The organism is Bradyrhizobium sp. MI1.10, from assembly GCF_055811035.1.
Genome location: NZ_JBVVPN010000001.1, coordinates 258,355 through 272,825 on the forward strand (window position 1 = coordinate 258,355; position 14,471 = coordinate 272,825).

Genomic DNA, 14,471 nt, shown 5'->3' on the forward strand with positions numbered 1-14,471 from the left:
GACGGAGTGTGGCAGCATGTCAGCCGTGCACATTCCGGGACATGCATGACCAGCAAGCGACTTTGTTTCGAGCCGGGTCACAAGCCCAAATGCCTCGTCATCGTCGACGACACTGCCGAGTGGGACCGTGCGGTCTATTACGCCAGCCGCTGGGCGATCCGCGCCGGCGGCGGCGTGGTGATGCTCCGCATCATCGAGCCCGAGCAGCAGAGCCAGGAATGGCTGGGGGTCGCCGACATCATGCGCGCCGAAGCGCAGGAGGCAGCGGAAGCCGCGCTCGACCGTGCCGCCGGCCGCGCCAACGGCATCGCCGCGATCACGCCGGAACGGGTGATCCGCGAAGGTGCCGCCATGGAACAGCTGCTGGCGGTGATCGACGAGGACCCCGACATCGCCATGCTGGTGCTCGCCGCGAACCCCGGCGCGGAGGGCCCGGGGCCATTGGTCTCGCTGCTCGCGCACGCGCTGGGCACGTTCCCGGTGCCAGTGACGGTCATTTCCGGCGCGCTGAGCGACCAGAGCGTGGATTCGCTGTCGTAAACTCAAGCGCTCGTCATGCCCGGGCTCCCGGCCGTGACGCCGCGGGAGTTTGGCACCCCTACACTAACCCGCTGATATAACAGGTGAACGGCCAACTTACCCCTTGACCGTGCGTTCGCCGTCGCCATCTGCTAGTGGATAGAGCACGCGCCGGCCTTGAACCGGCGACGTCTGGAGAAAACCATGTTCATTCAAACCGAAGCCACTCCCAATCCCGCCACGCTGAAGTTCATTCCCGGCCGCGTCGTGGTCGACGGCGGACCGATGGAATTTGCCAACCGCGAATCGGCCGCACGCTCGCCGCTCGCCGAAAAGCTGTTCGAGGTCCCCGGTGTGACCGGCGTGTTCTACGGATCGGACTTCATCACCGTGACCAAGGCGAACGGTGAATGGCAACAGCTCAAGCCCGCGATCCTCGGCGCCATCATGGAGCACTATATGTCCGGCGCGCCGCTGCTCGCCGACGGTGCTGCCGCGAGCGATGTCGATCTCGACGACGAGGACGAATTCTTCGACGAGGCCGATGCCGAGACGGTCGACATGATCAAGGATCTGATCGAGACCCGCGTGCGCCCCGCGGTCGCCAATGACGGCGGCGACATCACTTTCCGCGGCTTCAAGGACGGTATCGTCTATCTCAACATGAAGGGCTCCTGCGCCGGCTGCCCGTCATCGACCGCGACGCTCCAGCACGGCATCCAGAACCTGCTCAAGCACTTCGTCCCCGACGTGGTCGAAGTCCGACCGATGTAGGCTGGTCCGCAAAGGCGTGGATGGCCGGGACAAGCCCGGCCATGATGGCGAGTATTCCATGACAGATGGTGCTACGATCGTTCCATGCTGATCCTCGCCATCGATACCGCGCTGGAAGCGTGCGCGGTTGCCGTTCTCGACACCGATTCCGGCCAGCTCCTCGCACAGGAGCAGCTTCTGATGAAGCGCGGCCACGCCGAAGCGCTGATGCCGATGATCGCGCGCGTGATGCAGTCAGCCAATCTCGCCTTCACCGCGCTCGACCGCATCGCGGTCACCATGGGCCCCGGAAGTTTCACCGGCCTGCGCGTCGGCATTTCGGCGGCCCGCGGCCTTGCGCTCGCTGCGAAGCGGCCCGCCGTCGGCCTGACCACCTTGTCGGCCTATGCCGCCGCCGTCGTCGGCCAGAGCGGAGCGGCGCCGGTGATCTCGGCGATCGACGCGCGGCACGACCACGTCTATTTCCAGATCGTGGCCGGTGACGGCAGTCAGCTGGTGCGGCCGGGCGTCGCTCCCGTCGACGAAGCGATCGCGGCGTCACAATTCGGCGCGCCGCATCTGGTCGGCAATGCCGCGAAGATTCTCGCCGAGCGCTGGCCGAAAGACATGCCGCAGCCGGTCGCGGTGGACGCGCAGCCCGCGCCCGACATCGGCTGGGTCGCATGGCTTGGCGCCGCGGCCGATCCCGCAACAAATCCGGCGCGGCCGTTCTATCTGCGGGCGCCCGACGCCAAGCCGTCTGCACAACTGCCGCTTGCAGCACAAGCCGCAAGCTCATGATGAAATGGTTCTCGGAATGGTGGCGCGGCGGGACGCCCGTCGTCGAGCCGGCTGTCGCGCGCGACGTCGCACGGCTCGCGCAGCTCCACGGCGCCTCCTTCGCGCGCGGTTGGGGCGAAGGCGAGTTCGAGAGCATGCTCAGCGAGCGCAACACGCTGGTGCACCGGTTGCGCCTCGGCCGCAACACCGTGGGCTTCGCGGTGTCGCGGATCGGTGCGGACGAAGCGGAGATCCTCTCGATCGCGGTCGACCAGGCCCATCGCGGCCGCGGCCTCTCTCGCACGCTGCTGATGACCCATCTCGGCCATCTGGCAGGACGCGGCGTGCGCACAATATTTCTGGAGGTCGAGGAAAATAACCAGCCGGCACGGCGGCTCTACGACAGAACCGGATTCATGGTGGTCGGACGCCGCGAACGCTACTATAAGCAGCCGAACGGGGAACAATTGAACGCACTTCTGATGCGACGTGACTTGTCGTAACATTGATGGCAGAAAGCGCCCCGTCAGGCGGACATTACATGACTGGTCTTAAACCTTCCCCCGCTTCCAAGGCGTCCGGCATCGAGGCGCGCTGTGCCGCCACCGGCATGCGCATGACCGAGCAGCGTCGTGTCATCGCCCGCGTGCTCGCGGAGGCGGTCGATCATCCCGACGTCGAGGAACTGTACCGCCGCTGTGTCGCGGTCGACGACAAGATCTCGATCTCGACGGTGTATCGTACCGTCAAACTGTTCGAGGATGCGGGCATCATCGAGCGCCATGATTTCCGCGAAGGCCGCGCGCGCTACGAGCAGATGCGCGACAGCCATCACGACCACCTCATCAACCTGCGCGACGGCAAGGTGATCGAGTTCACCTCCGAGGAGATCGAGAAGCTCCAGGCGGAGATCGCCCGCAAGCTCGGTTACAAGTTGGTCGATCATCGGCTCGAGCTCTATTGCGTCCCGCTCGACGACGACAAACCCACAAGTTAAGTGGCGATCGATCTCGTCATCTTCGATTGCGATGGCGTGCTCGTGGACAGCGAGGTGATCTCCTGTCGCGCGCATGCGGATGTGCTGTCCAGGCACGGCTATCCGATCACATCGGAGCAGGTGCTGGTCCGCTTTCTCGGCGTATCCGAGAAAGACGCACGGCGAATGGTCGAACAGGAGATCGGCCGCAATCTTCCCGACGATCTCGAAAGCCAAGTGAATGCGGCGACGCTGCAATTCTATGCCAGCGATTTGCAGCCGATCACCCATGTGGCCGCAGCGATTGGCGCAATCGATTTGCCCAAATGCGTTGCGTCGAGCGGCACGCCGGAGAAGATCCACCACGGCCTGACCTGCGCCGGTCTCTACGATCTGCTCGCTCCGAACATCTTTTCCGCGAGCCAGGTCGCACGCGGCAAGCCCGCGCCCGATCTCTTTCTGTTCGCCGCCGCGCAGATGAATGTCGCGCCGGAGCGGTGTCTTGTGATCGAGGACAGCGTCCCCGGGGTGACCGGCGCGCATGCCGCCGGGATGACCGTGCTGGGCTTTCACGGTGGTAGCCATTGCCCGCCAGGCCATGCGGAAAGACTACGAGCCGCCGGGGCCGGATTGACGTTCGACGATATGCGGCAATTGCCGGAGCTGGTCCGGCAGGTCGCGGCGGACACCCTGGCGAGCTGAATCCCTCCTCTCGGCGTCATTCCGGGGCGATGCGCCAGCATCGAACTCGGAATCTCGTGCCAAAACCTCTGGATTCCGGGTTCGCGACTGCGCCGCGCCCCGGAATGCGACCAAAAAGACCCCAATCGCTGGATTTCCGCAGCCCCAGCCTATATCTGAGGGCGGTCCTCCCACCTCATTTCCGGGTTCCATGACGCCGCCGCGCAAGCTGCACATCAAATCATATGGCTGCCAGATGAACGTCTACGATGCCCAGCGCATGGTGGACACGCTGGCCCCGGAAGGATTCGTGGAGACGGCCAGCGCTGATGACGCCGACCTCGTCATCCTCAATACCTGCCATATCCGCGAGAAGGCCTCGGAAAAGGTCTATTCGGAGCTGGGCCGCCTGCGCGTCGCCAAGGACGCCGCCGCGCGCGATGGGCGCACCATGCAGATAGCGGTCGCGGGCTGCGTGGCACAGGCCGAAGGCGAGGAGATCGTGCGCCGTGCGCCCGCGGTCGACGTCGTGGTGGGACCGCAGAGCTATCATCATTTGCCGCAGCTGCTGAAGCGCGCCGGCAATGAAGGCCGCGCCATCGAGACCGAATTCCCTGCGGAGGACAAGTTCGGCTTCCTCGCGCAGCCCAAGCCCGGCGCGATCCGCGCCCGCGGCATTTCCGCTTTCGTCACGGTGCAGGAAGGCTGCGACAAGTTCTGCACCTTCTGCGTCGTGCCTTACACGCGTGGCTCGGAAGTCTCGCGGCCGGTGGCAAAGATCGTCGATGACGTAAAGCGGCTCACTGAGAACGGCGTGCGCGAGCTCACGCTGATCGGGCAGAACGTCAACGCCTATCATGGCGAGGGGCCGGACGGAAAAAGCTGGCCGCTCGGCCGGCTGCTGGAGCACCTCGCGGCGCTTCCGGGCATCGCGCGGCTGCGTTATTCGACCAGCCATCCGCGCGATGTCGATGACAGTCTGATCGCAGCCCATCGTGACCTCGATGCCTTGATGCCGTTCGTGCACCTGCCGGTGCAGTCGGGCTCGGACCGGATTTTGGCCGCCATGAACCGGAAACATACCGCCGATGATTATCTTGATGTCATCGACCGTTTCCGGTCCGCACGCCAAGACATTGCTTTCTCATCAGATTTCATCGTCGGCTTCCCGGGCGAGAGCGAGCAAGATTTTCTCGCGACCCTCGCGCTTGTCACGCAAATCGGCTACGCTGCTGCGTATTCGTTCAAATACTCCGCCCGGCCGGGAACGCCGGCCGCGGATATGCAGGAGACGGTGTCCCCCTCCGAGATGGACCAGCGATTGGAGCGGCTCCAGGAACTGATCGACAGCCAGCAATCGGCCTTCAACAAGGCTGCGATTGGCTCAACGGTCGATGTCCTGTTCGAGCGTCCGGCCCGCAAGGATGGCCAGATCGTCGGCCGCACCGCATTCCTCCAGCCCGCCCATGTGATGGCCTCGCCCGACATCATCGGACAAATCCTGCCGGTCCGGATCGACAGCCTCGAACGCTACAGCTTCCTCGGTGAGCTCGCCATGGCGCACGAGCCCGCTATATCGTCCATCGCCACTGGAGCCTGAACCCTTGCCCAAAAGCGCATCGGATTCGTCTTCTTCCATCGCTCCTAGCCGCAAATTTGACCGCGACATGCAGGTTCCGCCCGAGACCCAGGTCGTCATCGACTTCGACGACAACCGCGCCGCGTCCGCGCTGGTTGGCCCTTACGGCCAGCATCTGGCACAGATCGAACGGCGGCTCGGTGTCGTCGTCGATTCCAAGGGCAATCACATCACCATCGGCGGCTCGCGTGACGGCTGCGATGCCGCGCGCCGCGTGCTGGAGACGCTCTACGCCCAGGCCGTGAAGGGACAGGACCTCGACCAGGGCGAGGTCGAGGGCGCGATCCGTGCCGTGATCGCGCAGGGCTCGCTGTTCGAGTTCGACGCCAAGTCAGCCAAATCCACCTTCGACAGCATCAATTTGCGCAAGCGCCCGGTGCGCGCGCGCACGGCGGCGCAGGATTCCTACATCCGCGCGCTGAAGCGCCACGAGCTGGTGTTCGGCATCGGCCCCGCCGGCACCGGCAAGACCTGGCTCGCGGTCGCGCATGCCGCGCAACTGTTCGAGCGCAAGGAAGTCGACAAGATCATCCTGTCCCGCCCGGCGGTGGAAGCCGGCGAGCGGCTCGGCTTTTTGCCCGGCGATCTCCGCGAGAAGGTCGATCCTTATCTTCGCCCGATCTACGACGCGCTCTATGACCTGATGGACGCGCGCATCGTCGAGCGCGCGCTGCAGACCGGCGAGATCGAGATCGCGCCGCTCGCCTTCATGCGCGGCCGCACGCTGACCAACGCGGCCATCATCCTGGACGAGGCGCAGAACACCACGTCGATGCAGATGAAGATGTTTTTGACCCGCCTCGGCGAGAATAGCCGCATGATCGTGACAGGCGATCCCTCGCAGATCGACTTGCCGAACGGCCAGACCTCGGGCCTCGCCGAAGCGACGCGCCTGCTGAGCGGCGTCGAAGGCATTGCGCAAGTTCATTTCAAGGCCGAAGACGTGATCCGCCACGAGCTCGTGGCGCGGATCGTCTCCGCCTACGAAGGGGCGCCGCAGCGGCCGGCCGCCGGTAAATCCTGACGAGGCAGCAACCGGACCATATGGGCGCGGACACGGCGCCCCTTCGTTCGGAACAAGGACAATGTCACACCCCAACCTTCCCATCACCGAGGTCCTCGTCGTCGCCGATTGCTGGCAGCGGGAGCCCGAATCCGAGGCCGTGATCCAGCGCGCCGTGGCGGCCGCCGCCGAGAATGTCGACGAAGACGTTGCGGAGGCGGAAGTGGCGGTGATGCTGACCGATGATGCCGGCATCCGCACGCTGAACAGCAACTGGCGCGGCATCGACAAGCCGACCAACGTGCTGTCGTTTCCCGCGCTGCAGCCGGAAGGCGAATGGAAACCGGGCGATGCGCCGCGCATGCTCGGCGACATCGCGATCGCCTACGAGACCATGCGGCGTGAGGCGGACGAGGAACAAAAGCCGTTCGATCATCATTTGAGCCATCTCGCCGTGCACGGTTTCCTGCATCTGGTCGGCTACGACCACGAAAACGAAGACGACGCCGAGGAAATGGAAGCGCTCGAACGAGAGATCCTGGCTCATCTCGGCATTCCCGACCCCTATGCCGACCGCCCAGGGACGCATTGAGATGCCGGATTCGGACCCGATTCACGACAATCCGCGCCACACGGCCAATTTACCGGTCGTGGTGACCTCAGGCGAGGTGATGCGCCCGACCGCGGAAGGCTGGCTGCTGCGTGCCATTCGCAGCCTGTTCGGCTGGAAGGCGGGTTCGGTACGCGACGACCTCCAGGTCGTGCTCGACGCCACGACGCCCGACGACACCGGCTTCTCGACGGTCGAGCGCACCATGCTGCGCAACATCCTCGGCCTGCACGAGCGTCGCATCGCCGATGTCATGGTGCATCGCGCCGACATCATCGCGGTGAAGCGCGACATCCCGCTCGGCGAGTTGATGGACCGCTTCGAGAGCGCCGGCCATTCGCGCCTTGTGGTCTACAACGAGACGCTCGACGATCCCGTCGGCATCGTCCATATCCGCGATCTGCTTGCCTTCATGACCGCGCGTGCGCGCGTGTCGGGGGTCACGAAAACCAAGCGCAAGAAACCGCTGCCGGCCGGGCTCGATCTGCGTACGGTCGATCTCGCGCTGCCGCTCGAGGAAGCGCGCATCATCCGCAAGCTGCTCTACGTGCCGCCGTCGATGCGGGCGATCGACCTGCTCGCGCAGATGCAGGCCACTCGCATCCATCTGGCGCTGGTGGTCGACGAATATGGCGGCAGCGACGGGCTGGTCTCACTCGAGGACATCGTCGAGCAGATCGTCGGCGAGATCGACGACGAGCATGACAGTGACGAGCCGCCCTCGATCGTGCGGCTGCCCGACAACGCCTTCATCGCGGATGCCCGCGCCAGCCTCGACGACGTCCGCACCGTGATCGGCGAAGATTTCGTCACCGGCGAGGCCGGCGAGGAAGTGGAGACGCTGGGCGGCTATCTCGTCAGTTTCGTCGGGCGCCTGCCGGTGCGCGGCGAGGTGATCTCGGGCCCCGGCCATTACGAGATCGAGGTGCTCGATGCCGATCCGCGCCGGGTCAAGCGACTGCGGATCTCGACGCGGAAGGAGCGTCCCGCACCGCGCACCCAGCGCGAGAGCCGGCGCCGCGAGGCCGCGCCGGATGGCAGCCAGCCGGCGGCCAGCGACACCCCCACCCCGCCGCCAAGCGACGGGACCGGTCCGCAGTGAGCCCTTTCCAGCGATTTCGCCAGATCGCGCTTGCCATCATCCTGACCTGGGGATGGAAGCGCGCGCTCGTCGCGATGGCTGCCGGCGCGCTCTCGGTGCTGGCGCTGGCACCGTTCAACGCCTTCCCGGTGCTTTTCATCACCTTTCCGGTGCTGGTCTGGCTGATCGACGGCGCCGGCGCGGGACGATATCGCGGCGTCCCCGCCGCAGCGCTGACCGGCTACTGGTTCGGACTCGGCTATTTCGTGCCCGGCCTCTACTGGATCGGCTACGCCTTCTTCGTCGACGCTGATGTATTCGCCTGGCTGACGCCGTTCGCCGTGCTGGGCCTGCCGGCCTATCTGTCCATCTTCACAGCAATGGGCTTTGCGCTCGCCCGCCTGCTCTGGACCAAGAACGCGACGCGCGTGCTTGCGCTCGCGGCAAGCCTCACCATCACCGAATGGCTGCGCGGTCATGCGCTGACCGGCTTTCCCTGGAACGCGTTCGGCTATGCGCTGTCCGAGCCGCTGCCGCTGGCACAAACGGCGTCGCTGATCGGCCTGTGGGGCATGACGTTCCTGACGGTTGCGATCTTCGCGAGCCCCGCGGCGCTGATCGACCGCACGCCCGATCGCCGCCTGGCGTGGCGCGCACCGGCCGCGGCCCTGGCGCTCCTGCTTGTCATGGGTATCTTCGGCGCGATCCGCCTGTCGCTGCATCCGACCACGATGGTCGCCGGCACCAAATTGCGCCTGATGCAGCCGGATCTCCAGCAGGACGCGAAATTCAACTACGCCGCCAAGGCGGAGGTGATGAAGAAATATCTGGCCTTGTCGGACCGCGCCTCCGGACCGCAATCGACCGGCGTGCGTGATGCCACCATCCTGATCTGGCCGGAATCCGCCTTTCCGTTCTTCCTCACTCGCGAAGCCGATGCGATGGCGCAAATCGCGGAGCTTCTGCCCAAGGGCACGGTGCTGATCACGGGCTCGGTCCGCGCGCCCGACCTGCCGCGGGGCACGCCGATCACCCGCGCCTATAATTCGATCTATGTGATCGATCACGACGGCAGCGTGCTCTCTATGTACGACAAGCTGCATTTGGTGCCGTTCGGCGAGTTTCTTCCCTACCAGGGTCTGATGGAGAAGCTCGGTTTCGAGCAACTCACGCGTGTGCGCGGTGGCTTCATTCCCGGCACCGTGCGGCATGCGCTGGCGGTCCCCGGCGCACCGTCCGCGCTGCCGCTGATCTGCTACGAAGCAATCTTTCCCGGCGAGGTGGCTGGACGCAATGAGCGTCCGGGCTGGATCGTGAACCTCACCAATGACGGCTGGTTCGGAATCTCGACCGGCCCCTACCAACACCTCGAACAGGCGCGGATGCGCGCGATCGAGCTCGGATTGCCGCTGGTTCGCTCCGCCAATACCGGCGTTTCCGCAGTGATCGATCCGGTGGGACGCATCGTCGCCAGCCTCGGTCTCGGGATCGAAGGCGTTTTGGATGCAAATCTGCCCGCCGCGATCCCGCCGACCATCTATGCGCGCGTGGGCGATGTCCCCGCGGCCATGCTCGTCGCGCTCGCCGTGTTTCTGGCGGTCCGCCGACGTGTTGCCAAGCGGCGCCCCTGATCACGCAGCCGCGGCCGATAACTTTTGACAACCGTAGTCCCACGGTTGACAGACTGCACGCGGCCTCCTCATTCTGCACCGGCTGCAAAAGACAGTGGGCATTGCTAAATTTCTCCGCAATGTTTTCCAATAACAGGGTCTGATTTTGACGTTGCTTACACCTGAGGCATTCCTGATTGCGCCGAAGGTGATGTTTGGAGGGCTGAGGAAATGTCGAAAGCGCCCAACCCTGTTGACAAATATGTCGGCAGTCGCGTGCGGATGCGCCGCATCATGTTGGGCATGAGCCAGGAAAAGCTCGGTGAAGCTTTGGGCCTGACTTTCCAACAAGTGCAGAAATACGAGAAGGGCACAAACCGGGTCGGCGCGAGCCGCATCCAGCAAATTGCCGAAATTCTCCAGGTGCCGGTGTCCTTCCTGTTCGAGGGCGGTCCGAGCGGCGTGGCGGGGCCGGACGGCTTCGCGGAAGGCGCATCGCCGTCTTACGTCTCGGATTTCCTCGCAACTTCCGAAGGACTCGCTTTGACCAAAGCGTTCACCCGAATCACGGATTCGAAGATGCGCCGCTCGATCGTCGATCTCGTCGAGCAGATCGCGGCCCGCGAAGGCCCCGACAAGCGCTGACGCGCCCTCTCAATCCGATTTGAGACTGCGTCAAATCTGGCCTATGTCGTCATTTGCGGCCGCGCTTTGATGCGCGTCCTCCTCGATGATGCGATTCAAAGGCACAGATGCGCTCATGGTCAGCTCCAATTGGTTCGATTCCCAAACTATTCTCGATGGCATCCGCCGCTGGGTGGAGGTCGAGACGCCAACTGACGCACCTGAACAGGTCAACAAGCTGGTCTCGATGGTCGCGGAGCAATACCGCGATCTCCCTGTCTCGCTGGAGCGCATCGCCGGCGTCGACGGCTGCGGCGATCATCTCGTGGCGCGCTCGACCTGGGGCCAGGACCGGCCCGGCATCCTGGTGCTGAGCCACCTCGATACCGTTCATCCCATGGGATTCATCGAGCGCCTGCCGTTCAAGGTCGAAGGCGACAGCGCGTTCGGTCCCGGCATCTACGACATGAAGGGCGGCGCCTACATCGCCCATCACGCCTTTCGCGCGCTTTGTGCCACGGCCGATCGCCCGCCGCTCGGCATCACCCATCTGTTCACCTCCGACGAGGAGATCGGCAGCCCCACCTCTCGCGCACTCATCGAGACCGAAGGGCGCAAGGCGAAATACGTGCTGGTGACGGAGCCGGCCCGCGACGGTGGCAAGATCGTCACCGGCCGCAAGGGCGTCGGGCGATTCGAAGTGTTCATCAAGGGCGTGCCCGCGCATGCCGGCACGCGGCCCCAGGATGGCCGCAGCGCGATCCGCGAGCTCGCCAATGTCATCCTGGCGCTGGAAGCGATGAACGATCTGGCGCGCGGCGTCACCGTCAATGTCGGGGTGGTGCGCGGCGGCACGCGGCCCAACGTGACGCCGGAAGAAGCCCATGCCGAAATCGATCTGCGCGTGCCGAGCTTCAAGGACGCGGATGAATTCGTCGGCAAGATCCTCGCCCTGACATCGAAGACGGATGGCGTCACCGTCAAGGTCACGGGCGGGCTCAATCGTCCGCCTTACGAGAAGAGCAATGCAGGCGCCTCGCTGTACGAACATGCAAAGACCGTTGCCACGGAGATCGGTTTCGAGCTGCTCGACGTTCACACCGGCGGCGGCTCGGACGGTAATTTCACCGCCGCCCACACCGCGACGCTCGACGGGCTCGGCGTCGACGGCAAGGGCGCGCACACCCATCACGAGCAGCTCTACGTCTCGTCGCTCGAACCGCGCGCGCGGCTGCTCCATCGCCTGTACCAGACGCTACGATGAGTGAGCGCAAATCAGATCCCGATCGCGAGGACAGCGAGCGCGCCTTCTTCGGACGCCGCAAGGGCCACAAGCTCAGGCAGCACCAGGCCGAGCTGGTCGATCATCTGCTGCCGCGCCTTGCGCTCGCCATCGACCGCGAAGCGCCGGCGGATGCCCGCGAGATCTTCGGGCCCGCAGCCGACGATTTGCGGCTCGAGATCGGCTTCGGCGGGGGCGAGCATCTTGCTGCGGAAGCGCAAACCTTCGCCACGACCGGCTTCATCGGCTGCGAGCCTTACGTCAACGGCATGGCGAAGATCCTCGCGCAGATCGAGGCCGCCGACATCGGCAACATCCGCCTGTTCGCAGGCGATGCCGCCGAGCTCCTGGCCTGGCTGCCGGAAGCTTCGCTGTCGCGGATCGACCTGATCCACCCCGATCCCTGGCCGAAACGGCGGCACTGGAAGCGGCGCTTCGTCCAGGACCGGACCATCGCCGCGATGGCGCGCGTGTTGAAGGTGGGCGGCGAATTTCGTTTCGTCTGCGACATCGACGATTACTGCGCCTGGACGCTGTCGCATCTGTCGCGTTCGCAGGACTTTGTCTGGCTCGCGGAGCGCGCCGATGATTTTCGCCTGCCGTGGGACGGATACACGATGACGCGCTACGGCCGAAAGGCCACGCGCGAAGGCCGCAAGGCGGCGTATCTGCGATTCAGGCGGGTCTAGATCGTCTGCCGGTTGCGCCAGAAATTCACGACGCGCTCTGCGGTCGTCGGCATCAGCCGAGTAAAGTTCGCGCGCGCCTGCTCAAGGTCGGCATCGGCTGGCGTGCGATTCGGGCCGTACCACATCAGGATCAGCTCCCGCACCGTCGGCCAGCTGACATTCAGCACACGTGCCAGAACCAGAATTGGATCGTAGCGGTCACCCGTGATCAGGCGGTCGAGGACAGAGAGGCGGACGCCGGACATCGCCGAGAGCGACGCGATCGCCTCCTCGTATTTGTGGGCCTTCGCGAAGCCAAACAGCGCGCTCTCGCCAAGATGGCCCCCGCGATGCAAGGCCAGAATCGTACGTTGCGCTCCCGAGAAGTCGCGACGCGGGCCCGGCGGCAGCGTGGCTTCCTCGATGGCCGCCATGGCGCGCTTGATCTCGACCTGGCGCACGGGATTGACCACGCTCGAGAGGCGACGGCGGATGACGTCGAGCGTACCGTCAAGAAGCTGTTTCAGGTTCTCGCCCGAAAGATCGCTACGCTGGCCGATCCTGAGCGTCAGCACGCCATCCTGCGCGGCACGCTTGATCAACTCGGAATAGCTGCCAGGCGAGAACTCCGCGCCGGAATTGCCGGCGGCGCGGCGCACCACGTCGCGATCGCCGCGCTCGACCAGCACGTCGGTGATGACAGCCGACAGCGTGGGGCGCTCGCTCATCGCCAGCAGATGGCCCTGGCCCTTCAGTCGCGCGATCTCGACGAGAGCATCGTCGTCGAGCACGGGGGAATGGCGCAGCACGGGACCCGCCACCGCGATTTCGTTTTCGCGCGCGAGCTGACTCACGAGATGCCGGGGCGCGTTGCTCAGGCGTGAGAAGCGTTCGGCGAGATCGACGCGCGAGGCAAGCTCGGCATGCGGGACGAGATCGATCAGCAGATTGTCGAAGAGATCGATGACATCGGGACGGAGGTTCTCGGCGTCCTGAAAGAACAATTGGGAGATGGCGTGCGCGATCTCGCCGCGACGCCGCGGGTCGCCGCGTTTGACGATATCGTCCAGTCCGGGAATGAGCGACGTGGCAACGGTCATGAAAACGCAAACTCGTACGGGGCACGCCGCGGGTGCGCCCTTGGTCCAAGCCGCCCCACAAGCAGGGAATTTAGGCCTCGGAGGTGAAGGAAGCGTTGCGCGGGGCCGCAGGCAGGGCGCAAAAAGCCCAGCCTGCCTTGCATGGGCCTTGTCCGGGAAGACGGAAAGGGCTATATCAGCGCCAATTCATCTTCTCATACGATCCGCGTAGTGAGAGTGGGCCCGAAAGGACCCGCTCTTTTTTATTACCTGAACGCGGCTTGGTGGAAGATGTGCGGCCCGGCGATCTGTCGGGAGAGTTCCGAAGCGAGCTTTGAGATCTTAAACCAAGCCTTAACCATATCGAGCGCCTTGACCTCTGACATGACCGAACCGAACCCTGGTTCCACGGATGCCGAATTGCTGGCCGAGCCGAGGCTCGTAGTCGAGCCGGGCGTGGCGGCACGGGTGTCCGCGGTCGCCGGACCGGTGCTCGAAGGCATGGGCTACCGCCTGGTGCGGATCCGTATTTCCGGGGAATCCGGCTGCACGGTGCAGGTTATGGCCGAGCGGCCGGACGGTTCCATGCAGATCGAGGATTGCGAGGCGATCTCGCGGGCGCTGTCGCCCGTGCTCGACGTCGCCGATCCTGTCGATCGCGCCTATCGGCTGGAAATCTCCTCACCGGGGATCGACCGCCCGCTGGTGCGCCGCTCCGATTTCGAGCGTTATGTCGGCCATCTGGTGAAGGTCGAGATGGCGGTCGCCCATGAGGGCCGAAAGCGGTTCCGCGGCACGATCGGCCCCGTCGAAGGCGACCGCGTGCATCTGCATCGCGACGACGTCAAGGCGGGCGAGGCTGCCGAGGTTCTCCTGACGATGGAGGACATTGCAGAGGCGCGGCTGGTGCTGACCGACGAGCTGATCGCTGAATCCATGCGCCGCGGCAAGGCCCAGGCACGCGAGATGCGCCGCAATCTCGGCCTCGAGCCGCCGGCGGCGCCGCACGCCAGCATCAGCGAAAAAACGACCAAGAACACCAAACCGACCAAGAAGCCGGCGCCGGCCGCGACGAAAAAGCCGGCTCCGACCAATACCAAGAAACATCGCCTGGCCGCCGAACGCGCGCGGCGGGGCGAGATCGATCCTGACGAAGGAGACTAGCC

16 protein-coding genes are annotated in these 14,471 nt (G+C 64.9%); 15 read left to right on the forward strand and 1 reads right to left on the reverse strand.

What is annotated here, in order from left to right; genetic code table 11:
- Positions 1–45: 45 nt before the first annotated feature.
- From AC0L3K_RS01120 to AC0L3K_RS01185, 14 genes are all read left to right on the forward strand, one after another.
- Positions 46–540 carry a universal stress protein gene (locus AC0L3K_RS01120; protein ID WP_007598307.1) on the forward strand — a complete coding sequence of 165 codons (495 nt, stop codon included), beginning with the start codon at positions 46–48 and terminating at the stop codon, positions 538–540.
- A 183-nt stretch (positions 541–723) separates the two neighbouring features.
- Positions 724–1,293, forward strand: a complete 570-nt coding sequence (locus tag AC0L3K_RS01125; protein WP_354170455.1) for a NifU family protein — start codon at positions 724–726, stop codon at positions 1,291–1,293.
- An 84-nt stretch (positions 1,294–1,377) separates the two neighbouring features.
- Positions 1,378–2,073 (forward strand): tRNA (adenosine(37)-N6)-threonylcarbamoyltransferase complex dimerization subunit type 1 TsaB, encoded by a 696-nt coding sequence (gene tsaB / locus AC0L3K_RS01130; protein WP_473365396.1) that lies wholly within the window; start codon positions 1,378–1,380, stop codon positions 2,071–2,073.
- Entirely contained in the window at positions 2,070–2,555 is a 486-nt protein-coding gene (rimI, locus tag AC0L3K_RS01135) for a ribosomal protein S18-alanine N-acetyltransferase (protein WP_007598311.1), read from the forward strand. Before tsaB ends, rimI begins: the two co-directional genes overlap by 4 nt.
- A gap of 38 nt (positions 2,556–2,593) precedes the next feature.
- Entirely contained in the window at positions 2,594–3,049 is a 456-nt protein-coding gene (locus tag AC0L3K_RS01140; protein ID WP_007598312.1) for a Fur family transcriptional regulator, read from the forward strand.
- Positions 3,050–3,730, forward strand: a complete 681-nt coding sequence (locus AC0L3K_RS01145) for an HAD family hydrolase (protein WP_354200269.1) — start codon at positions 3,050–3,052, stop codon at positions 3,728–3,730.
- A gap of 190 nt (positions 3,731–3,920) precedes the next feature.
- Positions 3,921–5,309: a tRNA (N6-isopentenyl adenosine(37)-C2)-methylthiotransferase MiaB gene (gene miaB / locus AC0L3K_RS01150; protein WP_473365397.1), complete on the forward strand. Its 1,389-nt coding sequence runs from the start codon at positions 3,921–3,923 to the stop codon at positions 5,307–5,309.
- A 4-nt stretch (positions 5,310–5,313) separates the two neighbouring features.
- Complete coding sequence (locus tag AC0L3K_RS01155; RefSeq protein ID WP_219678884.1) at positions 5,314–6,372, forward strand: PhoH family protein; 1,059 nt, start codon at positions 5,314–5,316, stop codon at positions 6,370–6,372.
- 61 nt (positions 6,373–6,433) lie between these two features.
- Positions 6,434–6,943: an rRNA maturation RNase YbeY gene (ybeY, locus tag AC0L3K_RS01160; protein ID WP_007598322.1), complete on the forward strand. Its 510-nt coding sequence runs from the start codon at positions 6,434–6,436 to the stop codon at positions 6,941–6,943.
- 1 nt (position 6,944) lies between these two features.
- Positions 6,945–8,063 (forward strand): hemolysin family protein, encoded by a 1,119-nt coding sequence (locus AC0L3K_RS01165; protein WP_473365398.1) that lies wholly within the window; start codon positions 6,945–6,947, stop codon positions 8,061–8,063.
- Positions 8,060–9,673 (forward strand): apolipoprotein N-acyltransferase, encoded by a 1,614-nt coding sequence (gene lnt, locus AC0L3K_RS01170; protein WP_354170441.1) that lies wholly within the window; start codon positions 8,060–8,062, stop codon positions 9,671–9,673. The genes AC0L3K_RS01165 and lnt overlap by 4 nt, the downstream gene beginning before the upstream one ends.
- Positions 9,674–9,883: 210 nt before the next feature.
- On the forward strand, positions 9,884–10,297 hold the full coding sequence (locus tag AC0L3K_RS01175; RefSeq protein WP_007598327.1) for a helix-turn-helix domain-containing protein: 414 nt from the start codon (positions 9,884–9,886) through the stop codon (positions 10,295–10,297).
- Between the two features lie 85 nt (positions 10,298–10,382).
- Positions 10,383–11,540 (forward strand): M20 family metallopeptidase, encoded by a 1,158-nt coding sequence (locus tag AC0L3K_RS01180; protein ID WP_473365399.1) that lies wholly within the window; start codon positions 10,383–10,385, stop codon positions 11,538–11,540.
- The gene (locus tag AC0L3K_RS01185; RefSeq protein ID WP_473365400.1) at positions 11,537–12,247 is read left to right on the forward strand and encodes a tRNA (guanine(46)-N(7))-methyltransferase TrmB; all 711 of its coding nucleotides are present in this window, start codon (positions 11,537–11,539) and stop codon (positions 12,245–12,247) included. The genes AC0L3K_RS01180 and AC0L3K_RS01185 overlap by 4 nt, the downstream gene beginning before the upstream one ends.
- Here AC0L3K_RS01185 and AC0L3K_RS01190 read toward each other — a convergent pair.
- Entirely contained in the window at positions 12,244–13,326 is a 1,083-nt protein-coding gene (locus AC0L3K_RS01190; protein ID WP_007598332.1) for a DUF2336 domain-containing protein, read from the reverse strand. The two genes, AC0L3K_RS01185 and AC0L3K_RS01190, sit on opposite strands and share 4 nt — an antisense overlap.
- 363 nt (positions 13,327–13,689) lie before the next feature.
- On the opposite strand from AC0L3K_RS01190, the gene rimP reads away from it, so the two are divergent.
- Positions 13,690–14,469 carry a ribosome maturation factor RimP gene (rimP, locus tag AC0L3K_RS01195; protein WP_473365435.1) on the forward strand — a complete coding sequence of 260 codons (780 nt, stop codon included), beginning with the start codon at positions 13,690–13,692 and terminating at the stop codon, positions 14,467–14,469.
- Positions 14,470–14,471: the final 2 nt, after the last annotated feature.

Bases quoted from the DNA above. Each gene is read 5' to 3' on its own strand.
- AC0L3K_RS01120 (WP_007598307.1), top strand. From the start codon at position 46: ATGACCAGCAAGCGACTTTGTTTCGAGCCGGGTCACAAGCCCAAATGC.
- AC0L3K_RS01125 (WP_354170455.1), top strand. From the start codon at position 724: ATGTTCATTCAAACCGAAGCCACTCCCAATCCCGCCACGCTGAAGTTC.
- tsaB (WP_473365396.1), top strand. From the start codon at position 1,378: ATGCTGATCCTCGCCATCGATACCGCGCTGGAAGCGTGCGCGGTTGCC.
- rimI (WP_007598311.1), top strand. From the start codon at position 2,070: ATGATGAAATGGTTCTCGGAATGGTGGCGCGGCGGGACGCCCGTCGTC.
- AC0L3K_RS01140 (WP_007598312.1), top strand. From the start codon at position 2,594: ATGACTGGTCTTAAACCTTCCCCCGCTTCCAAGGCGTCCGGCATCGAG.
- miaB (WP_473365397.1), top strand. From the start codon at position 3,921: ATGACGCCGCCGCGCAAGCTGCACATCAAATCATATGGCTGCCAGATG.
- ybeY (WP_007598322.1), top strand. From the start codon at position 6,434: ATGTCACACCCCAACCTTCCCATCACCGAGGTCCTCGTCGTCGCCGAT.
- AC0L3K_RS01165 (WP_473365398.1), top strand. From the start codon at position 6,945: ATGCCGGATTCGGACCCGATTCACGACAATCCGCGCCACACGGCCAAT.
- AC0L3K_RS01175 (WP_007598327.1), top strand. From the start codon at position 9,884: ATGTCGAAAGCGCCCAACCCTGTTGACAAATATGTCGGCAGTCGCGTG.
- AC0L3K_RS01180 (WP_473365399.1), top strand. From the start codon at position 10,383: ATGATGCGATTCAAAGGCACAGATGCGCTCATGGTCAGCTCCAATTGG.
- AC0L3K_RS01185 (WP_473365400.1), top strand. From the start codon at position 11,537: ATGAGTGAGCGCAAATCAGATCCCGATCGCGAGGACAGCGAGCGCGCC.
- AC0L3K_RS01190 (WP_007598332.1), bottom strand. From the start codon at position 13,326: ATGACCGTTGCCACGTCGCTCATTCCCGGACTGGACGATATCGTCAAA.
- rimP (WP_473365435.1), top strand. From the start codon at position 13,690: ATGACCGAACCGAACCCTGGTTCCACGGATGCCGAATTGCTGGCCGAG.